Origin of the sequence: uncultured Shewanella sp. (genome assembly GCF_947495455.1) — a bacterium.
Lineage (GTDB): Bacteria > Pseudomonadota > Gammaproteobacteria > Enterobacterales > Shewanellaceae > Shewanella.
Window position 1 is genome coordinate 24769 of sequence record NZ_CANLZC010000036.1, and the last position, 23560, is coordinate 48328.

The 23560-nt window shown below is 40.6% G+C and carries 17 protein-coding genes; 9 read left to right on the plus strand and 8 right to left on the minus strand.

Annotated features, from left to right (window positions below):
* The first annotated feature begins 45 nt into the window (after positions 1-45).
* The 3 genes from Q0791_RS11255 (at position 46) to Q0791_RS11265 (ending at position 5398) form a co-directional block, all read left to right on the plus strand.
* Complete coding sequence (locus Q0791_RS11255) at positions 46-2238, plus strand: patatin-like phospholipase family protein (RefSeq protein ID WP_299006218.1); 2193 nt, start codon at positions 46-48, stop codon at positions 2236-2238.
* 188 nt (positions 2239-2426) lie between these two features.
* The gene (locus Q0791_RS11260) at positions 2427-4487 is read left to right on the plus strand and encodes a M13-type metalloendopeptidase (protein WP_299006186.1); all 2061 of its coding nucleotides are present in this window, start codon (positions 2427-2429) and stop codon (positions 4485-4487) included.
* 98 nt (positions 4488-4585) lie between these two features.
* Positions 4586-5398, plus strand: a complete 813-nt coding sequence (locus tag Q0791_RS11265) for an enoyl-CoA hydratase-related protein (RefSeq protein ID WP_299006190.1) — start codon at positions 4586-4588, stop codon at positions 5396-5398.
* A 64-nt stretch (positions 5399-5462) separates the two neighbouring features.
* Here the strand turns inward: Q0791_RS11265 and Q0791_RS11270 are convergent, their stop codons facing one another.
* Positions 5463-7040, minus strand: a complete 1578-nt coding sequence (locus Q0791_RS11270; protein ID WP_299006192.1) for an ATP-binding cassette domain-containing protein — start codon at positions 7038-7040, stop codon at positions 5463-5465.
* Between the two features lie 296 nt (positions 7041-7336).
* On the opposite strand from Q0791_RS11270, the gene Q0791_RS11275 reads away from it, so the two are divergent.
* Positions 7337-8476 (plus strand): methionine aminotransferase, encoded by a 1140-nt coding sequence (locus Q0791_RS11275; protein WP_299006194.1) that lies wholly within the window; start codon positions 7337-7339, stop codon positions 8474-8476.
* A 9-nt stretch (positions 8477-8485) separates the two neighbouring features.
* Here Q0791_RS11275 and Q0791_RS11280 read toward each other — a convergent pair whose 3' ends face one another.
* Positions 8486-9283, minus strand: coding sequence for an alpha/beta hydrolase (locus Q0791_RS11280; protein ID WP_299006196.1), 798 nt, complete (start codon positions 9281-9283; stop codon positions 8486-8488).
* 511 nt (positions 9284-9794) lie between these two features.
* Here Q0791_RS11280 and Q0791_RS11285 point away from each other — a divergent pair.
* Positions 9795-11459, plus strand: coding sequence for a solute carrier family 23 protein (locus Q0791_RS11285; RefSeq protein WP_299006198.1), 1665 nt, complete (start codon positions 9795-9797; stop codon positions 11457-11459).
* Between the two features lie 84 nt (positions 11460-11543).
* Here the strand turns inward: Q0791_RS11285 and Q0791_RS11290 are convergent, their stop codons facing one another.
* On the minus strand, positions 11544-11741 hold the full coding sequence (locus Q0791_RS11290; protein WP_299006199.1) for a hypothetical protein: 198 nt from the start codon (positions 11739-11741) through the stop codon (positions 11544-11546).
* 1111 nt (positions 11742-12852) lie between these two features.
* Here Q0791_RS11290 and acnB point away from each other — a divergent pair.
* Positions 12853-15450 carry a bifunctional aconitate hydratase 2/2-methylisocitrate dehydratase gene (gene acnB, locus Q0791_RS11295; protein ID WP_299006202.1) on the plus strand — a complete coding sequence of 866 codons (2598 nt, stop codon included), beginning with the start codon at positions 12853-12855 and terminating at the stop codon, positions 15448-15450.
* A gap of 118 nt (positions 15451-15568) precedes the next feature.
* On the opposite strand, the gene rsd is transcribed toward acnB, so the two are convergent.
* Entirely contained in the window at positions 15569-16042 is a 474-nt protein-coding gene (gene rsd, locus Q0791_RS11300; protein WP_299006204.1) for a sigma D regulator, read from the minus strand.
* 441 nt (positions 16043-16483) lie between these two features.
* Here rsd and hemE point away from each other — a divergent pair, with 441 nt between their 5' ends.
* Positions 16484-17548: a uroporphyrinogen decarboxylase gene (hemE, locus tag Q0791_RS11305; RefSeq protein ID WP_299006205.1), complete on the plus strand. Its 1065-nt coding sequence runs from the start codon at positions 16484-16486 to the stop codon at positions 17546-17548.
* Positions 17549-17601: 53 nt separating this feature from the next.
* Here hemE and purD read toward each other — a convergent pair whose 3' ends face one another.
* Together purD and purH are read right to left on the minus strand one after the other, a co-directional pair.
* Positions 17602-18891 (minus strand): phosphoribosylamine--glycine ligase, encoded by a 1290-nt coding sequence (gene purD / locus Q0791_RS11310; RefSeq protein WP_299006206.1) that lies wholly within the window; start codon positions 18889-18891, stop codon positions 17602-17604.
* Between the two features lie 93 nt (positions 18892-18984).
* The gene (gene purH, locus Q0791_RS11315; RefSeq protein WP_299006207.1) at positions 18985-20574 is read right to left on the minus strand and encodes a bifunctional phosphoribosylaminoimidazolecarboxamide formyltransferase/IMP cyclohydrolase; all 1590 of its coding nucleotides are present in this window, start codon (positions 20572-20574) and stop codon (positions 18985-18987) included.
* Positions 20575-20982: 408 nt separating this feature from the next.
* Here purH and zntR point away from each other — a divergent pair, with 408 nt between their 5' ends.
* Both zntR and Q0791_RS11325 read left to right on the plus strand, forming a co-directional pair.
* Positions 20983-21462 carry a Zn(2+)-responsive transcriptional regulator gene (gene zntR, locus Q0791_RS11320; protein ID WP_299006208.1) on the plus strand — a complete coding sequence of 160 codons (480 nt, stop codon included), beginning with the start codon at positions 20983-20985 and terminating at the stop codon, positions 21460-21462.
* A 67-nt stretch (positions 21463-21529) separates the two neighbouring features.
* Positions 21530-22843: an SO_0444 family Cu/Zn efflux transporter gene (locus Q0791_RS11325; protein WP_299006210.1), complete on the plus strand. Its 1314-nt coding sequence runs from the start codon at positions 21530-21532 to the stop codon at positions 22841-22843.
* Positions 22844-23015: 172 nt separating this feature from the next.
* Here Q0791_RS11325 and Q0791_RS11330 read toward each other — a convergent pair whose 3' ends face one another.
* Together Q0791_RS11330 and Q0791_RS11335 are read right to left on the minus strand one after the other, a co-directional pair.
* Complete coding sequence (locus Q0791_RS11330; protein ID WP_299006212.1) at positions 23016-23222, minus strand: cold-shock protein; 207 nt, start codon at positions 23220-23222, stop codon at positions 23016-23018.
* Between the two features lie 150 nt (positions 23223-23372).
* A partial coding sequence (locus Q0791_RS11335) for a hypothetical protein (protein ID WP_299006215.1) occupies positions 23373-23560 on the minus strand: 188 nt, incomplete at its 5' end.

The window sequence follows — 23560 nt, forward strand, 5'->3', positions numbered from 1 at the left end:
TTAACATATAAAGATTACTTTATGACTTCTCGTTTATTGCTATTGATGTATTTACTGGTATTTTCATTTTTCTTGCCAGCCCAAGAAAGACCGACTATTGGTTTAGTGTTAAGTGGTGGGGGAGCTAAAGGTGCCGCTCATATTGGCGTTTTAAAGGTCCTTGAGGCTAATCGTATTCCCATTGACTACATTGCTGGAACGAGTATTGGTGCTTACGTTGGTGGTATGTATGCCTTGGGTTACAGTGCGGCAGAAATTGAATCAATCATGATGAATACCGATTGGAGTGAAGGCTATTCTGATACCATACCAAGAGAAGCGCTAAGCTATCGTAATAAAGAATTAAGAGATCAATATAATATTCCCATTAATATGGGATATAGTGATGATACGGCTAAGTTTCCCGCAGGTTTATTGCGTGGGCAGAGCATGTCGCAGTTATTGCGAAAGTCGACAAATCTTGTTCAGGAATTTTCAAGTTTTGACAATTTATCCATCCCTTATCGCGCTGTCGCGACTAACCTTGAAACCAGTGATGCCGTTATTCTAGATTCTGGTAGTCTTGTACAGGCGATGCAAGCATCAGCGTCGGTTCCTGGTGCGTTGGCGCCAACTGTCATCAATGGAAAATTGCTTGTTGATGGTGGTATTGCGAATAACTTACCTGTCGATGTGGCTAAATCTATGCATGCCGATATTATTATTGCAGTTGATATTGGATCGCCTTTGGTTGATAAAAAACAACTGAATAATACCGTGGATGTGTTGACTCAGCTATCTACTATGCTCACCAATGCCAGTTCGATGAGGCAAAAGCAATTACTTACTGAAAAAGATGTGTTAATTCGGCCCGAAATTGATGATTTGAGTACCACGGATTTTTCAATTATGCCGACAGCTTTATTGTTAGGAAAAGAAGCGGCTGTGGGACATCTTGAGCAGCTACTCGCTTTTCAAGTGAGTGAGAATGATTATGCCGCTTATCTAGAAGGAAAGCGGTTAAAAAGCGAGTTATGGCGTCAAGAGTTAGTCAAACCTGTCATTCGTATCGTCATTGATAATAATGCGCGCGTGAATGATTCACTTATTCGAGACACTTTTGATATAAAACTTGGACAAGATATTACCATTCAGCAGTTAGAGGAAGGGATCGAGCGTGTGTACGCACTGGATTTATTTGAACATGTTGATGCCGAATTCACAGATACTGACGAAGGGCGGGTATTAACGCTGATTACTCGTGATAAATCTTGGGGGCCAAATTATTTTCAACTGGGGTTTAGTTGGGAAGATGATTTTAATAATGATTCCATTTTTGAAGTGGACTTGGCATATACTTTGACCAATTTAACTGCAAATGGTGGGCAGTGGCGCAATGAGCTTTTACTCGGATATAACAAGAGAATAGCGACTGAATTTTATCAGCCTTTAGATCCTAAAGAGCGTTATTTCAGTCGAGCACGCCTGGCATTCTCTTCTACACATATACAATATTATCAGGATAATAACTTATATTTAGAAGTCATACAGAAAACTTACAGTGGTGAGATGGGTCTAGGATTTAATTATGACAATGGCGGCAGTATCGAGTTGGGAGGGCTGGGTGAAATTGGCTCACTGAGTAATGATACTGTAGATGCGTTTGAATTGGATTACACTAGCTATGGTGCTTACTTGAAGTTTGGTTTTGATGATCTCGATAGTATCAACTTTCCTACTACTGGAAATCGATTAACATTGAATATGTATCTACGTCATGAAGATTACGAACAAAAAACTGTGGTGAATAACGAAGGATATTCATTTCAAATTGAAGCGGATTGGCGTGGAGCGATTAGGATAAGAAATCATGTGTTCATGGGTAAGGCTTCTTTTGCGACGGTCAATACCGATACTTTCTTTACGGTGAATACTTCATCTTTAGGTGGCTTTTTAAATCTATCGGGTTACCATCAAGATGCTTTATATGGCTCACACAAAGTGTTTGGTGCGCTAGTGTATCAATACGATTTAGGGCGAGATGTGTTGGGATTGACTCAATATCCGCTCTATCTAGGCACAAGTTTAGAGGCTGGTAATGTGTGGGAGCAACGAGATGCCGTTGATTTAGGTGATTTAATTTATTCGGGAAGTTTATTTTTAGGGACGAATACAGGTATTGGTCCTACGGCACTCGGCTTTGGTTTTACCAATACGGGTGAGCAAAGTGTGTTCTTATTTATGGGAAATACATGGTAATACAGAGTATTATCCTAACATATTCGTTTTTTTGTAAATCTTTGGTTACATAGTGCAAGTTGTTTATTATATGACTATCGAATAACATGCGTATGATTTTTTATATGAATAACATGTATATTTGAGCGACTTATAACCAGATAGTGTTAAGTTGCTTCTATATAGAAGAATAAAATTTGGGGACGATAATGAAAAAAGTGAGTCATTTAGCAATAACCGTAGCGCTGAGCTTAGGGTTAGTTGCTTGTGGTAGTAGCGGGTTATTCAATAGTGCGACTGAGAAAAGTCAATCTAACTTAGTGTCTGGCATTGATAAAGCGAATTTTGATACTGCTATTCGTCCTCAAGATGATTTTTATTATAGTGTCAATGGCCATTGGCTCGCGACGCATCCTGTTCCTGCAGATAAATCAAACTATGGTGCTTTTTCAGTGCTTTATGAGCAAAGCCAAGCTGCGCTAAAAGATATCATCGAAAAAGCGGCAGCGAAAAAGCATGTGGCTGCTGGCTCGGTAGAGCAAAAAGTAGGTGACTTTTATAAAAGTTATATGAATACCTCATTAATTGAGAGTATGGGGGTTATGCCGCTTAAAAGCTTACTGAAGCAAATTGATATGGCAAAAGATCATGATGCAGTCGCAGGAATGATGGGGGAATTACTCATCAATGGTGTCACCATGCCAATTAGCTTTTATGTGAGCAACGATGCCAAAAATTCAACACAAAATGCGGTATACTTAGCTCAGTCAGGATTAACCTTACCTGATAGAGATTATTACTTAAAAGACACGAAAAAGTTTAAGAAAAATAGAGCCGAACTTAAGCAATATGTTGAAGACATTATGGCGCAGGCAGGTTACGTGTATTCGAAGCGAGCCAGTGAAAGTGTGTCAAAAATAGAAACTTTTATCGCGAAGAGTCAATGGAGTCGTGTTGAGTCCCGTGATGCTCATAAAACCTATAATAAAATGAGTGCTAAGCAGCTTAATACTAAGTTAGCGGACTTTGATTTTCCTCAATTTTCAAAAGCGGTTGGTTTTAGTCAAGCCAAAGAGATGATTGTTGAGCAACCTTCTTATTTTGCCGATTTAGGTAAACAGTTTGACTCATTTAGTGTAGAAGAGTGGAAAGACTATATGGCTTTTCATTTAGTGGATGCTTATGCTGAGTTACTCAGCAAAAACTTTGTTAATTTGCATTTTGATTTTCATGGCAAAACTTTAATGGGTATTGAAGTGCAAAAACCACGCTGGAAGAAAGCGGTGGATGCAGAAGATGAAGTCCTTGGTGAGTTAGTTGGGCAAGAATATGTGGCAAAATACTTTAAGCCCGAAGCCAAAGCCAAAATGGAAGTGATGATCCAGAATTTGATCAAAGGCTTTGAAGTGAGTATTAATGAACTGGAATGGATGACACCTGCAACAAAAGTTGCTGCCCAAGAGAAATTATCAAAGTTTACCTATAAAATTGGTTATCCGGATAAATGGAAAGATTACAGTAAACTTACCATCAAAGCGGATGACTTAGTGGGAAACTATGAGCGCTATGCAAAGTTCGAATACGCTAAAATGATCGATAAACTGGGCAAACCCATCGATCGCACTGAATGGCATATGACACCACAAACAGTGAATGCCTATTACAACCCGGTGATGAACGAAATTGTCTTTCCAGCCGCTATTTTACAGCCGCCTTTCTTTGATATGAAGGCTGATGATGCGGTGAATTATGGTGGCATTGGCGCGGTTATTGGTCATGAAATCAGCCATGGGTTTGACGATCAAGGTGCTAAATATGATGGCGATGGTAACTTGCGTGATTGGTGGTCAGATAAAGACCGAGAGGAGTTTAAAAAGCGTGCTGCAAAACTGGCGGCTCAATATTCAAAGTATGAAGCCTTGCCCGGTGAATTTGTCAACGGTGAGCTGACGTTAGGTGAAAATATTGGTGATTTAGGTGGCTTAACGGTGGCTGAGCGTTCATATCGTTTAAGTTTAAAGGGCGAGCCTTCACCTGTGATCGATGGCTTAACCGGAGAGCAGCGCTTGTTTATGGGATGGTCACAAGTGTGGCGCCGTAATTATCGAGATGAAGAGCTAAAACGCCGTTTGCTGGTGGATCCTCATTCGCCGAGTCATTTCCGCGCTATGGGAACACCAAGAAATATTCCTGCTTTTTATCAAGCTTTTGATGTGCAGCCCAGCGATAAAATGTATTTACCTCAGGATCAGCGGGTTAAGATCTGGTAAGCCTTGACATGTGATTGTTTGGTTTAAAATAAAAAAGCGCATTCAGTGGAATGCGCTTTTTGGTTGATGAATGGATATTTTAATAAATAAGGGAATACATGTTTACATTACCCGAACTCAAAGATTCAACTTTATCATTTGAAAATAAAATACTGACGTTAATCTTTAACCGCCATGATGTGCGCAATGCATTGACGGGTACACATATCGTGGATGATATTGTGCAAAGCATTACTTGGGCAAATACTTGTTTAGAAGTGGCCGTTGTTATTATGACTGGGGCCGGAACGGCTTTCTCCTCTGGGGGGAATGTGAAAGATATGGCCGAGCGTAAAGGCGATTTCGCGGGTAATGTCAGTGAGCTTGAAGAAAAATATCGCAGAGGAATACAACGACTTGCATTGATTATGGAGCAAGCTGAAATGCCCGTCATCGCAGCCGTTAATGGTGCTGCAATGGGAGCTGGATTTGATTTAGCGAATATGTGTGATTTGCGAATAGCTTCGAATAAGGCCAAATTTGGAGAAACCTTCATTAATCTTGGCTTGATCCCAGGTGATGGGGGGGCTTGGTTTATGCAACGTTTAATAGGTTATCAAAAAGCGGCAGAACTGACTTTTACAGGAAGGATCATCGATGCTCAAGAAGCTAAGGAGTTAGGTATAGTATTAAAGGTGGTTGAGCCTAGGTTATTGATGGAGACAGTGAATGAACTTGCTTTAGAAGTGGCTAATAAGCCGGCGGCAGCCTTACGATTAACGAAAAGGTTGATGAAAATGGCTCAACGTACCCAATTACCTGACTTTTTAACGATCTGTGCAGCCTTTCAAGGCATGGCGCATCAAGAGCCTGATCATTTAAGGGCGGTTAATCAGCTTATTGATAAAATGAATAAGCCGAGTGTAAAGTAGTATAAAAAATAATGGATCCCAAAATAGCAATTTTGGGATTACTTGTTACAAATCATATTGTTGCTTAGGTGTGATCTAATGACAGAGATTGTGTGATCCCGCATCGCTTAATAAAATCCTCATCGTGACTAATGAGAATAAAAGCGCCTTTATAAGCGGCTAACATATTCGCCAGTATGTGTTTTGACTCAATATCGAGATGATTATCAGGTTCATCGAGCAGAAGGAGAGGAGCTGGGATCTGTAAGTTCACTGTGAGTAAGGCGAGTTTGACTTTTTCGCCTCCGCTTAATTGCTTGAGTGTTCGATAAACCGTATTTGCTCTAAAGCCGATACCCGCCAGTAACGTACGGATCTGTGTTTCATCGGTTTTATTACAGTGATGTTGAACATAGTTTAAAACAGATTGTTGTTGACAGGGTAATTCAATGTATTGATTTAAAAGAAACAGTGATGTATTGATATTGACATAGCCTTGTTTGAGATGCGCTTTTTTTAGTAACACCTGAAATAGAGTAGACTTGCCGCAGCCATTTGCACCTTGTAAGTGAATTTTGTCATTTGAATGGAGGATGAGTTGGATCGGCAACTTGTCGCCATAGGGTAATATGCCATTATCGATATGCAATAATGTGCCTTTCTTGCTAGAGGGGGTGGGTAAATATAAGTGTTGTTTTTGAGTTGTCTCAGTATGTGCGTTAAGTTGATTCAGAGTATGCTGCAAAGACGCATTTTGGGATTGGTATTGTTTCATGCGATTAGATGTTCCTGAAGTGGCTTTATCTTTTTTTGCATTGAGTAACATTTTGGGTTGACTGCCTTTTTGTCGAATTTTTTTACCCATAATGGCTCGTTTATCTGCTTTTTCCTTATTAAATTGATGTTGTGCTTGTAATTGCTGTTGTTGTTTTCGAATATTGAATAATTGACGCTCAACTGATTCTTGCTGTTGTTTTTTTTGCTTACAATAGAAGTCGAAATTACCGCCATATGCTTTGAGTCCTAGAGAGTTCAGTTCCCAGATATGTTCCATTTCTCTGAGTAGTAAAAGATCGTGGCTGATCAGCAAAATTGATCCCGTGAAGAGGTGAAGTTGTTTGATGAGCCATTTTTTGGCGCTAGAGTCTAAGTGATTACTCGGCTCATCTAAAATTAATAAGCCTGCATCGGATTGGAATAGTTTCCATAATCTTAAACAAGACAGTTGACCTCCACTGAGGTGTGAACAAAGCATATGAGGATTATTGGGTAGTTTAAGTTGGCGGAGTAACTGTGAAAGTTCATCTTCTAAAAGCCAGTTGTCGGCAATAATATCAAACCATTTATTCTCACTATGGCCTTGCTTAACCTTATTAAGAGCGTTAAGAATACTCTCAACATTCAGATATTGGGCAATGGTGAGTTGAGGAGCAATATCATTTAATGCAAATTGATGATAGCAGTGTACTTGAGTATTGAGATTGACTGAGCCTGATGTTGGGCTGCGCTGCAAGGACAATAGCTCAGTTAAAATGGATTTTCCTGAGCCATTTCGCCCAATTAAGCCCGTTAGACGAGCCTGTAAGCTACAAGAAATGTTGCTGAATATGTAGTTGCCATTCTCAAATTGATAAGAAAGCTGACTGGCTTGTAATAAAGGCATAATCATCCTCCAAAGTTATAGAGGATAAGACGCTGATTGATAAACTCTATGTTTGAGTTTAGTGTGTCATTAAGAGAATAGTTAAACTGATGCTTCTATCGATATGAAATAAACATACAGATCATCATGAAACCGCGTCTAATCCTATTAGTCCAAATAAAAAACAAAAATGGATAACAGGCTTAGTTGTTCATCTTGGCATCATCTGTGTGTTTGAGAGGGTATTAATACTAACCCTTTGGTGGATATAAAATCAAGCTATGCTTTATCAGCGGATATTATTAATGGGGGGAGCAATGAACAGTAAGTTACCTAATGTAGGCACGACGATTTTTTCAGTGATGACGCAATTGGCTAATGAGCATGATGCGATCAACTTGTCCCAAGGTTTTCCAGATTTTCAATGTCCTAGTGAATTAATGGAAAGCGTTTACTTTTATATGAAACAGGGGAAGAATCAATATGCGCCTATGGCAGGATTACCTGCATTACAGCAGCAGATTGCTGATAAAGTTGGTCATTTATACCAATTAAAAATTAATCCATCTGATGAGGTCACTGTGACTTCTGGTGCGACTGAAGCATTATTTTGTGCGATTCATACTGTCATAAAACCAGGAGATGAAGTCATAGTCTTCGATCCCTGTTATGATTCTTACGAGCCTGCCATTCTATTAGCGGGTGGAAAGGCGGTACACTTACCTCTGATCGCACCCGATTATCATATTGATTGGGAAGTGGTAAAAAAATCGGTGAATGAGCGTTCTCGACTGATCATTATCAATAGTCCACATAATCCTACAGGTGCAGCGCTCACTAATGAAGATATGTTACAGCTATCTATAATCGTAAAGATGAATGATTTATTTGTATTATCAGATGAAGTGTATGAGCATATTATTTTTGATCAAAAATTGCATCAAAGTGTGCTCAGATATTCTGATTTATATCAGCGATGTTTTGCTGTTTTCTCATTTGGAAAAACATATCATGTGACGGGCTGGAAAGTGGGGTATTGTATTGCGCCACCTAAGTTAACGAGTGAGTTTAGAAAGGTACATCAATTTGTGACTTTTGATACTGCCACGCCCCTACAGTACGCATTAGCCGACTTTATGAAAAGCTGTCCGCAGCATTATTTGGCATTACCTGATTTTTATCAACAAAAAAGAGATTTGTTTTGCCGATTATTAATTGGATCCAAGTTTTCCTTGATACCATCTCAAGGGACTTTTTTTCAGCTACTTGAATACTCAGCGATTACTACACAAAATGATGTGGATTTTGCGAAAGCATTAACCATCAATCAGAAAGTAGCCGGTATTCCTGTTTCTGTTTTTTCAATGCAACCGACGAAAGAAAAATATTTACGTTTTTGTTTTGCCAAGGATGATGCCACCTTGATAAAAGCGACTGATATACTAAAGCAGTTGTAAGGGAGGATGTTAGGTTATTTTGAGCCAATTCATAAGATGGTTAGATAGTATCGACGGCTCTTCTAAAGGAAGCATATGTCCTTCACTTTCATTGGGCAGCAATGTGCAATTATGATAAATGTCGGCAAATTTGGTCAACCATTTTGTGTCAACTAATGGATCGAGAGTATTATAAAAAAAGGTGATATTGATAGAAAGCTTGGCTAATTTTTCAAATAAGTCTTCTCTATGGGTGGTCCATTTTAGCTGACTTTTAAGTGTTTTTTCTCCAAGTTCCATATCCATTCGCATAATAGTGTCAATAATTTCTTCATTTTGAGTATTTAACATGCTATTAGCTTTTTGGCGAGTGATCCCTTTGTAGCCATAAGTATTGATATATTTTAAGGTCTCCTCACGTCCCGAGATTTCATTGGAGGATAATGGGCAAGGTGAGTTGGATATAATAAAGACTTTGTTCACTCTGTGTGGGAATTTAGTCGAAAAGTGGGCGGCAATATATCCACCTAATGAGAAGCCTACGATATTGACTTTTTGCTCTTGAATAATTTCTTCTAATGAATCGGTAATGCTGTTCAAATCTAGGCCACTTAAAATGGGAATATGAAGTAGTTCATATTCTTTATGTAAGAGGTCAGAAAGCTTGTCCCATAATTTAGCATTGCACATAGTGCCTGGAAGCAAGTAGATTTTTTCTTTCATTGAACCACCATTCGTCATTATTTTAGCGGCGTCTAATGCTAATACAGTATTCAATACCCTACTTTCGTTGGAAGAGCAAGCAGGTTTAAATATTTTGTTACTCATTTTATCTTAGCAATATTTTAATAAAAGAGGGTTACTTTGAGGCATTAATTGCTCCTGCATAAATGACATTTCCATCATCCTTGATGATCATCGAGCTTAGTTATTCTAAGCCGATGTTTAATAACACAGTATAAAAGGCTTTCCTCTTTACTAATATGAGTCAGTCCTTTGGGAGTGTATAAAAGCCCCTATTTCTACGTTGTATCATTCTAAAAGGCAATAAGCATTTCGGCCCCTTTTCTTGCAAAAGAGTACGCCTTGAATTAGGTACTTTTACGCACTCTGAAAACAGGTACCTTGAAGTATCACGGGTATAGTTAACACCAAAGTTATGAGTTTATATCTGCTATACTAGAAGTAATAAATTAGGTTTTTTGATATTTAATTTATTGAAATAAAAATAAAAGTCTTATATTTATTGGTTTGTTATGTTTGGTTTTCATCACAGTGATGATGATCCATATTGGAGTCTTCAAATTATAAACCCACAAACTTTTAGGCATGGAGTGCAATGACGCTTTCACGTTCAAAATTGTTGAGTATGACTGCACAGCAGTCTTTGATAGGTTTTTTAGGCTTGGCGTTTTCGGTAGTGATTTTTCGCGAAAGTGGATTAAGTGACGAGTTAATTGTTCAAAAACTGCAATGGGTGTTAATTGCTTATGCCATAGGCACCTTATTACAAGCTGTATATTGGAAAAAAATCGGTATAGGAACGGGATTAATGTTGCCGCCCATTAGTGGGGCAATTTATGTACAGCCCTCTATTCTTGCTATCGCCATTGGTGGATTACCTTTGTTGATTGGTATGACTATCTTCGCAGGACTTTGTGAGTTTATTCTGTCATTTATTCTACGGCGAACGCGTATTATTTTTCCGCCAGAAATTTGTGGTTTGGTTTTGCTATTGGTGGGATTGGAGCTCGGCATCACCAGTATTCAAGCAGGAGCAAAGGCCCCTTATATTATTAATGGTGCAATTTTGCTGGCGACCTTATTGCCTATTGTTGTGCTAAGCGTTTGGGGGAAAGGCTATATACGTCATGTGTGTAGCATGATTGGCGTATTTACTGGTTTTATTGCGACTTTATATTTTCAGGGGGTCGGTAATGTCAATGAGTTTAATCTTGCTTTTTTTACTTTTCCCCCATTAAGTGCCATTACAGAGCAAAGTATTAGTTTTAATTGGTCGCTTAGTTTACCGTTTTTTCTTGTTGGATTTGCCGCTACGATTCGAAGCTTAGGTTTAACCATGAGCGTGCAACAAGCGAATGATCCTCAATGGAGAAAACCGAATTACGTTTCACTTCAACGCGCTATAAGAACCGATGGTTTGGCGGCTATGATTGCCGGAATGCTAGGGGTCAATGGTATCAATGTTTCTCCTACATCGACGACGATGGCGATAGCCTTTAGGTGTACAGATGTAGTGTTAAGTTATGCAATGAGCATTGTGTTCCTTCTACTTTCTTGTTGTACAGGGTTACTGGTTTATATTGCGAACTCACCTTTGCCTATTGTGGCTGCCCTATTGTTGTATTACGCAGCATTTATTTTTACCGGAGGGATCAGAACGATTGGGGCGCAATCTTTTGGTATAAGACAAGCTTTTACCATTGGGATTTCTTTTTGTGTGGCGATTAGCATTTATATTATTCCTCAAGCTTACCAAGTTTTGCCTGCCCCTTTGAATGTGTTTGGTCGCTCAAGTTTAGCTTTAGGGCTGATTTCTGCTGTGGTGTTGAACATGTTTTTTTCCATTGGTTCAAGAAGAAATGCACGATTTATATTAAGAATGGAAAATTATCCCGATAGGAAAATTCGTGAAAACATTCACACTTATGGTAATTCCTGGGGGCTAAAGCAAGATTTAGTGGAAGATACCATTTTGATTGCAAAGGAAATAGCTCATGATATACACCATGCTAATTTGGCTGAGAGTGATATTATTGTTGAAGCAAAAGATAATAGCATCGAGTTTTGTGTGTCTTTATCTTACACTGGCGCCCCTTATAAAATGATGCCATTGCAGACGGTAAATATGGAAAAAATTTTAGATGAAGAGATGTTTATCGAAGGGTTAAAAATCTACTTGAGAGGCATGATGCCAGATCGAGTGTCGACATCGCTAACCCATAACGATCAATGTTGTGTCATGGTGAGTTTTCATCATTAACCGCTTTGCATGAGCTGCCTTGCTGTTAATGGCAACGAATGGGCTGACTATAGCGATATCATTGCCTTAAATGATGATCGTTTTTTAAGATATTTTGAGTCGATTGATTTTTATTTTTCTGACTAATAAGTAAATGATAAAAGCAAACCAAGAGATAAAAGTGATGGCAATAATCCAAGCTATTTTTTCATATTTGGTTATTTGAGAAGAGCAGGCAATAAAGGCCATTGGTGCAATCCATGCAATGGTGTAAAGTAAGGTTAATATTCCAAAACCACTCACTGAGTTGGGCTCCTTGTTAAGAAAGGTTTAAATATAGAATAATTGATTTTTTTCTAGAATGAAAAGGTTAATTTTTTCTGGCATTTAAAAAGAGAGTGATTAAAGCGGGTAGGTTTATCAACCAAATGAATAGTGTGCCAAATGTGTAGCTTGTGCTTGGTGAGTTTTCATGCAGAAAGATGTTTGTTAAGTAAGTGTAGAGAATATTTTCACTGAGACAAAATATTCCCATAAAAATCCAACTATAAGCCGAAAGTAGGTTTTTTTTGTAAGTATAATTGAATAAAGCGAACAACATAGCACTGGTGGTTAATGTATCTAAGACGTCAATAAAACGAGCTTCTTTTCCCAATAATCCGATGTAACTGAAGAGTGTCATAGTCAGAAATGCATAAAAGTAAATCTTCCATATTATGGATCGCTTGCGGCCCTTTAAAAAAGAAATACCTGAAGATGATCGAGGTGAAATATGACTGTCTAGCACTGTGAACCTTTATTATTATCGTTATTGGAAAAAAGAGTAGTCCATACCTAGCATTTAGAGTCTATGTGGCATTTAGACTCTATGTGCGACGGAAAGTAAGGATACCACAGCGAGTTTAAATATTGTCCTATTTAGAGATTAAAGATCCCTCATATAGATTAAATTTATCTTATCAATCTTCATTGAATAATGGCATCCATTTTCTTTAAGTTAGCACGTTCAATGTTCTGATTATGGCTGGTTACATAGCCAGACGGTTCTGAGTTATCTTCATTATAACTTTGATGAATAGTAGGCCTAAATACCGCTTTTTTATATGTTTATTAAAGTATTGTGTTTTGTTTATAAAAAGTTATTTAATGGTTTTGCTGTGTTTAACGTGCTGTTTTAGATGGGGTTGTATGCATTTGTTGTTGCTCTAAATTGTTTTTTGTTTGTTGCTTTTTATTGGTTGGTACGATAAAGGGGGCTGACTTTAGCTTGAAATGTCTTCGACTCCTTCACCGACTTTTTGAGTGGAATGTAGTATAATGCTTTCGAAATGAGCGCGAGCCTGCCTAAATCGATAGAGATTATCAAAGCGTATGCAGTATCGTTGTTCGAACGCCAAAAAAGAGGAATGTTGCCGTGCTAGAAGCATATCGCAAACACGTCGCAGAACGTGCTGAAGAGGGCGTAGTCCCTAAACCACTCGATGCCCAACAGGTATCAGAACTTGTTGAGTTAGTCAAAAATCCCCCCGCAGGTGAAGAAGCTTTTATTCTTGATTTGCTCGAAAATAGGATCCCCCCTGGTGTTGATGAAGCCGCTTATGTAAAGGCGGGCTTTTTAGATGCGCTAGCAAGAAGTGATGCGCAGTCTCCCATTGTTTCTTCTGCACGCGCCGTCGAACTATTGGGTACAATGCAAGGTGGCTATAACATTGAGCCATTAATTGCGCAATTAGATAATGAGAAGCAGGCTGATTTGGCTGTAAGTGCACTATCTAAAACATTATTGATGTTTGATGCTTTCCATGATGTGGTGGAAAAAATGCAAGCAGGTAATGCAGCCGCTAAAAAAGTGGTTGAGTCTTGGGCGAATGCTGATTGGTTCTTGAGTCGCCCTAAATTGGCTGAGAAAATTTCATTAACGGTTTTTAAAGTCTCAGGTGAAACCAATACTGATGATCTTTCTCCTGCTCCCGATGCTTGGTCTCGTCCAGATATTCCACTGCACGCTTTAGCCATGTTAAAGAATGCTCGTGACGGAATCGTTCCTGATGTAGCAGGGACTGTCGGTCCAATCAAAGAAATCGAAGCATTGAAAGCGAAAGGTTTCCCATTGGTGTATGTGGGTGATGTGGTCGGTACGGGATCTTCTCGTAAATCTGCGACTAACTCAGTGTTATGGTTCATGGGAGATGATATTCCTAATGTGCCGAATAAACGAGGCGGTGGTTTCTGTTTTGGTGGCAAGATTGCGCCTATTTTCTTCAATACAATGGAAGACGCAGGTGCATTACCGATAGAGCTTGACGTCAGCCAGATGGAAATGGGAGATGTTGTTGATATCTATCCCTATGAAGGCGTAGTTAAGCGTCATGATACTGACGAAGTGATTTCTGAGTTTACATTGAAAACCGATGTATTAATGGATGAAGTGCGTGCAGGTGGCCGTATTCCCTTAATTATTGGTCGCGGCTTAACCGACCGTGCTCGTGAAGTCTTAAATTTGGGGGCATCCACTGAATTTGTCCGTCCTCAAGATGTGGCTGATACAGGAAAAGGCTTTACCCTTGCACAGAAAATGGTGGGTAAAGCATGTGGTGTGAAGGGGATCCGTCCTGGGCAATATTGTGAGCCTAAAATGACATCTGTGGGCTCACAAGATACCACTGGGCCAATGACTCGTGATGAATTGAAAGATTTAGCCTGTTTAGGTTTTAGTGCTGATTTGACTATGCAGTCTTTTTGTCACACGGCGGCTTATCCTAAGCCTGTTGATGTGAATACACATCATACATTGCCTGATTTTATTATGAATCGAGGTGGCGTGTCATTACGTCCGGGTGATGGCGTTATTCACTCTTGGTTAAATCGCATGCTATTGCCAGATACTGTGGGTACTGGCGGTGATTCTCACACACGCTTTCCAATTGGTATTTCATTCCCAGCAGGTTCAGGTTTAGTGGCCTTTGCTGCAGCAACTGGTGTGATGCCGCTTGATATGCCTGAATCTGTATTAGTGCGTTTCAAAGGGGAAATGCAACCAGGCATTACTTTACGTGATTTAGTGCATGCGATTCCACATAAAGCGATTGAGCAAGGTTTATTGACGGTTGAGAAGAAAGGCAAAGTGAATTTCTTTTCGGGCAGAGTACTTGAAATTGAAGGTCTTGAGCAATTAAAAGTTGAGCAAGCTTTTGAGCTTTCAGATGCATCTGCTGAGCGAAGTGCTGCGGGTTGTACCATTAAATTAGGCAAAGAGCCAATTATTGAATACCTTAATTCAAATATCGTCATGTTGAAATGGATGATAGAAGAAGGTTATGGCGATCGTCGAACCATTGAGCGTCGCATTATTGCTATGCAAGAGTGGTTAGCCAACCCTGAGTTAATGGAAGCCGATGCTGATGCAGAATATGCTGCGGTTATCGACATTGATTTAAACGATATCAAAGAGCCTATTCTTTGTGCGCCAAATGATCCTGATGATGCGGTATTACTGTCTGATGTGGCCAATACACAAATTGATGAAGTGTTTGTGGGTTCATGTATGACCAACATTGGTCATTTCAGAGCCACTGGTAAGATGCTTGATAAATTTGCGACGAGTTTACCGACTCGGCTTTGGATTGCTCCACCAACGAAGATGGATAGAGATCAGCTGACAGAGGAAGGCTATTATGGCATTTTCGGCCGTGTAGGGGCGAGAATTGAAATTCCTGGCTGTTCATTATGCATGGGGAACCAAGCACGTGTTGCTGAGGGAGCGACTGTGGTATCGACATCCACTCGTAACTTCCCAAATCGCTTGGGAACTGGGGCAAATGTATATTTAGCATCTGCTGAATTAGCCGCTGTAGCTGCATTGTTAGGGCGTTTACCGACAGCTGAAGAGTATCAAACCTATGCGAAAGAGTTAGATGCCACAGCTGCCGATACTTATCGTTACTTAAACTTCGATCAATTACCTGCTTATACTGAAAAAGCGGGCAAGGTGATTTTTCAGTCAGCCGTCTAATTGATGGTGTGATGTAAAAAGCCTGCTATCTAGCAGGCTTTTTTATAGGCTTTTTATGGGTGATTTTTTATGGCTTTTTTATGGATGAGTTGAGAGCAGAGCCAAAGCAATTTTAATATTAAGAATATTTTGTGTGTAACACTTCGAGTAATTTATCTTCTAGTGCAAAGCGTGTTTCCATCGCATGACCCAAAGAAGACAGATCTTTGTCTAGATGATAGAGCACATTATCATCATCATCGACAGCTTCGGTATACTTATCATTAAAATCTAAAGCGGTATCTGTGGTTTCACTAATTTGAGGAACCAATTGCTGGGCAAGGGCTTGGCTTGAAGTGCCATTTTTTTCACAAGCGGTGACAACTTGATCGAAAATTTCGAAATGCCCTTCGGATACATAGTCCATCAATAGATCACAAAATGCTTTAATGGAACCAAAAGTGGGCAGTGTGTTTTCAATAGGATCGTAGGGAGGGAGCCCTGCAATTTTACAATAGTTAATTAATAAATTTCTACGGTTATTAAGCCATTGATCTATGAGTGTATTGGAACCACCCCATTTTTTTTGGGCTCTTTCGAGTTTTTTTAACATTTTCGTTCCCATTTTACACGGTTTCCATAAATTCTAATGTAGAGAGATCTACAAGGTTTATCAACTGTTTTTTGATTATTTTTTAGTCGAAATTGTTATTGGAATTATATCGAAAAGTTATAGCGCCGAAAGGGAAATAAAATGCCCAGAGGTAGCAAGCTATCTCTGGGCGAGTAAGTTTTGTAATGGCTCGATGTAACGAGCTCTTGATTGTTTTTGCTAGCGCAGAAAGTTTATATCAAAGCTGAGAGCTTCGTGCAACCTTTTTGTAATATTTTCGTACATTGACTTAATATTGAGCATATTCTAATTTAGCGCTTTTATGTGGCTGGATTAATCGATAGCTATCACATAAATTCGTTGAGAAAGGTTACTTTATCTGCGTAAATGCTAAACTAGCACACATAGTGGATCCCATAATTAGTTTAGGAATAGAGCCAAATGGCAGAATTAAAGAATGATCGTTACTTACGTGCTTTATTGAAGCAGCCAGTAGACAGAACGCCTGTGTGGATGATGCGTCAAGCGGGTCGTTATCTTCCTGAATATAAAGCCACTCGAGCACAGGCTGGTGATTTTATGTCTTTATGTCGAAATCAAGAACTAGCCTGTGAGGTAACATTACAACCTTTGCGTCGTTATGACTTAGATGCGGCGATTTTGTTTTCTGATATTCTGACCGTTCCCGATGCCATGGGGTTAGGACTTTATTTTGAAACGGGAGAAGGCCCACGTTTTGAACGTCCTACCGATACCATTGAGTCAATTAAGAAATTAGCCATTCCTGATCCAGAAGATGAGCTGGGTTATGTCATGCGTGCTGTTAGCACCATTAGACGAGAGTTAAAAGGTGAAGTACCACTCATAGGTTTTTCGGGATCACCTTGGACTCTTGCCACTTATATGGTGGAAGGTGGATCCAGTAAAACATTTGAAAAAATTAAAAAAATGGCTTACGCCGAACCCGCTGCATTACATATGTTACTCGATAAGTTAGCCGATTCGGTGATTTTATATTTAAATGCACAAGTAGCCAATGGTGCCCAATCTTTGATGATTTTTGATTCTTGGGGTGGAGCCTTATCCCACCATGCTTATCGTGAGTTTTCACTGCGTTATATGCAAAAAATTGTGGATGGGTTAACGCGTTTTGCGGACGGTCGCCAAGTGCCTGTAACGCTATTTACAAAGGGGGGGGGATTATGGCTTGAAGCCATGGCTGAAACGGGCTGTGATGCACTAGGACTTGATTGGACTGTGGATATTGGGGATGCGCGTCGCCGTGTTGGGCATAAAGTGGCGCTGCAAGGTAATATGGATCCGTCAATGCTTTATGCTTCGCCCGAACGTATTGAACAAGAGGTGGCTCAAATTTTAGCCAGTTACGGCAATGGCACAGGCCATGTCTTTAATTTAGGTCATGGTATTCATCAACATGTGGATCCAGAGCACGCTGGCGCTTTTATTAAAGCCGTAAATCAGTTGTCAGTGCAATATCATCAGTAAAACTTAAGACACACAAACTATAAGTATGGTTTGTGTGTCTTGTTTAAGCGGTGTTACTCTTTGGATTGTTCGCGCTTAATGGCGCGGTGAGCGATATCGGTACGATAATAGACGTCGTTCCAATGAATACTCTCAACTAATTGATAAGCATTTGCTTGCGCTTGAGTGACAGTGTTTCCAAGTGCGGTTGCGCATAATACTCGGCCCCCTTTTGTCACTGTATGGCCATCTTGCAATGCGGTACCCGCATGAAAGACTTTGGCATTGTTATCACCTAAGCTAAGGCCTTGAATGATATCACCTTGACGATATGCTTCTGGATAGCCTCCAGCAGCAAGTACAACACCGACGGCGGCGCGATGGTCATATTCTGCAGTGACAGTATCGAGTTCTCCTCGCGTAGCGGCTAAGCAAAGCTCCACTAAGTCAGATTGCAATCGCATCATGATAGGTTGAGTTTCAGGATCGCCAAAACGGCAATTGTATTCTAATACTTTTGCGCTGCCATCGGGGGAGATCATCAGACCCGCATATAAAAAACCTGTGTAAGTATGGCCTTCTGCTGCCATGCCATCTACCGTGGGGCGAATGACATGCTCCATGGTCCAATCATGTACCGCTTGTGTAACCACAGGTGCAGGGGAGTAAGCGCCCATTCCACCTGTATTTGGGCCATTATCACCATTATCACGTGCTTTATGATCTTGGCTGGTGGCTAGAGGCAAGATATTTTTACCATCTACCATCACAATGAAGCTCGCCTCTTCGCCAACAAGAAATTCTTCGATGACCACGCGCGCGCCCGCTTCACCGAATTTATTTCCTTCAAGCATATCCTCAATAGCACTGTCAGCTTCAGCTTGATTTTGTGCGATGATAACGCCTTTGCCAGCAGCTAATCCATCGGCCTTAATCACAATAGGGCAGCCCATTTGTTTGACAAAAGCCTTGGCTGGCGCTATCTCTGTGAAATTTTGATAAGCTGCCGTAGGAATGTGATGGCGAGCAAGAAAATCTTTGGTAAATGCTTTTGAACCTTCCAATTGTGCCGCGCCTTGGGTTGGGCCAAAGATGGCAAGCTGGGCATGATTAAAGGCATCGACTATGCCCGCCACAAGCGGCGCTTCAGGGCCGACAATGGTGAGCGAGATTTGATTGTCTTTTGCAAATTGAATTAAGGCGTCGATATCTTTGTTATCGATGAGCACATTTTCTATTTTAGGTTCAAGAGCCGTTCCCGCATTGCCTGGTGCAACAAAAACGGTATCAACTTGTTTGGATTGAGCGGTTTTCCAAGCAAGGGCATGTTCGCGGCCACCGCCACCAATGATTAATACTTTCATTTCAATAACCTTATCTTTTGTCCTTCATTACCACACTGAAGACGAGCCTAAAGTCGATAAGTTTAGGCTTCGCGCTTTATGTATTCAGTATTGTTAATGGCGGAAATGACGCATGCCAGTGAAAATCATGGCGATGTTATGCTCATCGGCTGCAGCGATAATCTCTTCATCACGTATAGAGCCACCGGGCTGAATAATGCAGCTGATCCCTACCTCTGCAGCGGCGTCAATACCATCTCGAAAGGGGAAGAAGGCATCCGATGCCATCACAGAGTTTTCGACGACTAAACCTTCATCGGCCGCCTTAATCTTGGCGACTTTAGCGCTGTAGACTCGACTCATTTGTCCCGCCCCTACACCAATAGTCATGCCATCTTTGGCGTAAACAATGGCATTGGACTTGACAAATTTAGCCACTTTCCAGCAAAACAGCAGATCTTTGATTTCGCTCGCAGTGGGCTGACGTTTAGATACCACTTTGGCTTGATCAAGATTGATCATACCTTGATCTCTGTCTTGAATTAATAAGCCGCCATTAACACGCTTGTAATCTAAGCTGGTGGTTCTCGTCTTCCACAAGCCAGACTCAAGAACGCGTACATTGACTTTTGCAGCGAGAACATCACGTGCCGCTTGGCTAATGTAAGGCGCAATAATGACTTCGACAAATTGACGTTTAATAATGGCGCTTGCAGTATCGGCGTCCAATTCTTGGTTAAAGGCTATGATGCCACCAAAAGCGGAAGTGGGATCAGTTTGAAATGCGCGTTCATAGGCTTCAAGCAAATTGTCACCTAATGCGACACCACAAGGATTAGCATGTTTGACTATGACACAGGCGGGTTGCTGGAATTCTTTAACGCACTCTAAGGCCGCATCCGTGTCGGCAATGTTATTATAAGACAGTGCTTTACCTTGAAGCTGTGTGGCTGTGGCGACAGAGGCTTCATCAATTTGTGTGTCGACATAAAATGCGGCACTTTGATGACTGTTCTCGCCATAGCGCAAATCTTGTTTTTTAATCAGTTGCGTGTTGTAGCTTCTAGGGAATTTTGATTCAACTGCAGTGTCACCTCTATGGTGAGCAGGGACCATAGTACCGAAATAGTTAGCTATCATGCCATCATAGGCTGCAGTATGTTCAAAAGCGGCAATGGCTAAATCAAAGCGAGTGTTAGCATAAGTGCTGCCTTGGTTTTCTGCCATTTCGGCCAGTACTTTGGTGTAATCTTTACTGTTGACGACGATCGTGACGTCTTTATGATTTTTTGCGCTGGCACGCACCATAGTAGGGCCACCAATATCAATATTCTCAATGGCATCTTCAAGGCTGCAATTTTCTTTTGCCACAGTATCGGCAAAAGGATATAAATTAACGACGACTAAATCAATGGGGTTGATATTGTTGTCACTCATAACGGCTTCATCTACGCCTCTGCGAGCCAGAATACCGCCATGAATTTTGGGGTGAAGTGTTTTGACACGCCCATCCATTATTTCTGGATGATCAGTATAATCAGAGACTTCTGTTACAGGAATATGATTTGCTGCGAGTAAACGAGCCGTACCGCCAGTAGACAGCAGTTCGACACCTTGAGCGTGAAGGGCTTGAGCGAACTCAAGGATCCCTGTTTTATCTGAAACACTTAATAGTGCGCGGCGGATCGGTTTGACATCATTCATTGGATAGAGGTCCAGTGGTTATTTTTTAAGGATCTTTAGGAAAAAAAGCATCAAAGGAGCAGAATAGTCTTTTATCTTGTTTTCCAAAAGCCCCTCAAATCAATCGTAACCGCTTAATCATGATGAGCCTCGTGTTCTCAATACGCTATTTAAATTATTTGGCCAAGTTTTTTGCCTAAGTGGTTTACCTAAGGTGTTTGCATAAGTTGTTTCGGGGACCACTTAGCGCAGGCTATTTTTAAAAGCGCGCGTATTCTATCGTAAAATGATCATCAAAACTGTTTTTTATACGTGTATTCACAATACGTAAATCAGAACAACGATAGAGATATAACATGATCTGAATTCGCATCTGAGACTTGCTTGAGTATAATGAGGTTATCATTTGGGGTGAAGGATAAATGGCCTATGTACCGAATTGGTGAGCTTGCCAAATTATGTGAAGTGAAAACAGATACCTTACGTTTTTATGAAAAGCACGGTTTATTGTCGCCTTCATTTCGCAGTACAGCGGGCTATAGAATGTATACCGAGCCCGATGCCGAGCGTTTACGTTTTATCTTGCGGGCAAAAGCGGTGGGTTTTAGTTTATCTGAAATTATCGATTTATTGTCAATTGAATTGGATAAATCCAATTGGGCTTGTGTTGATGTGAAAGCGTTAGTTGATGATAAACTGGAAAGTGTGAATAATAAAATTAATGAATTGTTGCATTTTCAGCTCTCTTTGCAGCGATTATCTAATGCCTGCTGTGGAGGACCTGAAAGCGCTGAACATTGTTCTATTCTCGAAGCTTTAGAATCGAGTAGCACAACAATACAATGTGAAAATCCTGAGCACCATCATGATGCTAAGCAATATACTAAGCATTGTAATACTCATAAATAATCATCCCCTCAATAAGATGCGTTATTCTTGACTCCTGTCGTCATTTTACATTAGGTGAACCATAAGAATGTTATTTGTCAATTTTATCGATTTATTTTTAGAGTCTGCGCCTTGGTTGTTATTGGGTTTAGTGCTGGCGGGGATGTTAAAAATGTTTGTTCCTATGACTTGGATGCAAAAGCAGTTAGGGGGTCATGGATTGAAATCAACGATAAAAGCTGCCGTGTTAGGAGCGCCTTTGCCGCTATGTTCTTGTGGTGTCATTCCTGCTGCGGTGGGACTGAGGCGCTCTGGTGCGTCAAAAGCGGCGACCACCTCTTTTTTAGTATCCACGCCTGAAACCGGAGTGGATTCCGTCACTGTATCTTATGTGTTGCTGGGGCCTTTTATGGCGATAATTAGACCGATAGCAGCCATTATGAGTGCCATTGTGGCCGGAATGCTGGTGGGGCGTGATGAGGAGGTGCTTAAGTCTTTCGTAACTGACGCACAGCAAGATACAGGGCAAGCAAGTTCATGTTGCAGCTCTCAAGGGAAAGCGGCTGTTATGCCAAAAAATGAGGCGGGTTGTGGTTCAAGCTCGCAAACTGAAACGGGCAAACAGAGCTGTTGTGCCAGTGATGGCTTTTCTGTGATCAAGCCTGATGTGAGTAAAGCGACAGCGAAGGAGACCTGTTTAAATGGCGACAGCAAGAATGATATTAGCAAGAGTAACAGCAGTAAGAGTGAGGCATGTTGCAGTCAAAAAGATGAAGTTAGTCCCACATTGCAGCAAAGCTCTGTATTAAACAGTTCAATGTTAAACAGCCCAATATTAATACGTATTGTGAAAGGCTTAAATTACGCTGCAACGGATTTAGTGCGTGACACGACGATCTGGTTATTAATTGGATTATTGTTCGCCGCTGCTGTGCAAACCTATGTGCCCAGCGACTTTCTTGTGACCTGGGGTAACGGATTATTGGCTATGTTGGTCATGGTGATCATTTCTTTTCCTATGTATATCTGCGCGACCGCATCCACGCCGATTGCAGCGGGTTTATTGCTGGCGGGCGTCTCTCCAGGGGCTGTTTTGGTATTTATGTTGGCGGGGCCTGCAACCAATATTGCAACTTTAGGTGTGGTGAGCAAAGAGCTAGGTAAAAGGGCCTTGTTGGGTTATATAGGCGGCGTATTGGGAGTGGCCTTAGCATTTGGCATGCTAGTGGATGCTTTAGTGGCACACTTTGGTTTTATCGTTGAACCGCAAATTGGTGAGCATTATCGTTTGTTACCTGATTGGATCGTTTATGGTTCAGGAATGATTTTGGCGGTGTTAATGTTAAGAGTGTTACTGGCTAAATTGCCTAAAAATTGGTGGCGACGTGATTGCTGCTCTTAACTTATTGCTCTTAACTTATTGCTCTTAAATGATTGCTCTTAACTTATTGCTCTTAAATGATTGTTCTTAAATTATTGTTCTTAAATCGCAAGACAAAGATGGATAGAGCAGTGCCACAAATAGCCTGTTACTGTTTGTGGCATGACATTTATTTGCAGGTAACCGCCTAAGGTTATACGGCGACCACATTATTTGCACAGGGACCTTTTTGTCCTTGGCCGACTTCAAACTCAACGGCCTGACCGTCATTTAACGTGGCATAACCACCACCGTTTCTAATTTCTGAATGGTGTACAAAAAGGTCTTTTGTGCCATCTTCAGGGGTGATGAATCCAAAACCTTTATCTGCATTGAACCACTTTACTGTGCCTTTACTCATAATTTACTCTTTACATTAGTTGATGAAATAGCCAAATAACCAAATAGCAGGATAAAGGAATAGCAGCTTGTAGGCGTTTTTGTAAATATCATTACGCTAATATAAGGGGTTAATAAGAGTGATTTCGATTTTATAATTAACCCATAAGGATTAATTGCCTTCATAGTAGAGAAAATATGAGTGAAAAGTCATATTTATTTCATCGCAATGGGATACAGTGGTTGATCCCAACACTAAAACCTTGTCTGTTGTTCTTGCCTTTTGCCTTTTGCCTTTTGCCTTTTGCCTTTTGCCTTTTGCCTTTTGCCTTTTGCCTTTTGCCTTTTGCCTTTTGCCTT

Bases quoted from the DNA above. Each gene is read 5' to 3' on its own strand.
- Q0791_RS11270 (WP_299006192.1), bottom strand. From the start codon at position 7,040: ATGCCTTTATTACAAGCCAGTCAGCTTTCTTATCAATTTGAGAATGGC.
- Q0791_RS11285 (WP_299006198.1), top strand. From the start codon at position 9,795: ATGACGCTTTCACGTTCAAAATTGTTGAGTATGACTGCACAGCAGTCT.
- Q0791_RS11255 (WP_299006218.1), top strand. From the start codon at position 46: ATGTATTTACTGGTATTTTCATTTTTCTTGCCAGCCCAAGAAAGACCG.
- Q0791_RS11275 (WP_299006194.1), top strand. From the start codon at position 7,337: ATGAACAGTAAGTTACCTAATGTAGGCACGACGATTTTTTCAGTGATG.
- rsd (WP_299006204.1), bottom strand. From the start codon at position 16,042: ATGTTAAAAAAACTCGAAAGAGCCCAAAAAAAATGGGGTGGTTCCAAT.
- Q0791_RS11260 (WP_299006186.1), top strand. From the start codon at position 2,427: ATGAAAAAAGTGAGTCATTTAGCAATAACCGTAGCGCTGAGCTTAGGG.
- Q0791_RS11265 (WP_299006190.1), top strand. From the start codon at position 4,586: ATGTTTACATTACCCGAACTCAAAGATTCAACTTTATCATTTGAAAAT.
- Q0791_RS11325 (WP_299006210.1), top strand. From the start codon at position 21,530: ATGTTATTTGTCAATTTTATCGATTTATTTTTAGAGTCTGCGCCTTGG.
- purD (WP_299006206.1), bottom strand. From the start codon at position 18,891: ATGAAAGTATTAATCATTGGTGGCGGTGGCCGCGAACATGCCCTTGCT.
- Q0791_RS11280 (WP_299006196.1), bottom strand. From the start codon at position 9,283: ATGAGTAACAAAATATTTAAACCTGCTTGCTCTTCCAACGAAAGTAGG.
- purH (WP_299006207.1), bottom strand. From the start codon at position 20,574: ATGAATGATGTCAAACCGATCCGCCGCGCACTATTAAGTGTTTCAGAT.
- hemE (WP_299006205.1), top strand. From the start codon at position 16,484: ATGGCAGAATTAAAGAATGATCGTTACTTACGTGCTTTATTGAAGCAG.
- zntR (WP_299006208.1), top strand. From the start codon at position 20,983: ATGTACCGAATTGGTGAGCTTGCCAAATTATGTGAAGTGAAAACAGAT.
- Q0791_RS11330 (WP_299006212.1), bottom strand. From the start codon at position 23,222: ATGAGTAAAGGCACAGTAAAGTGGTTCAATGCAGATAAAGGTTTTGGA.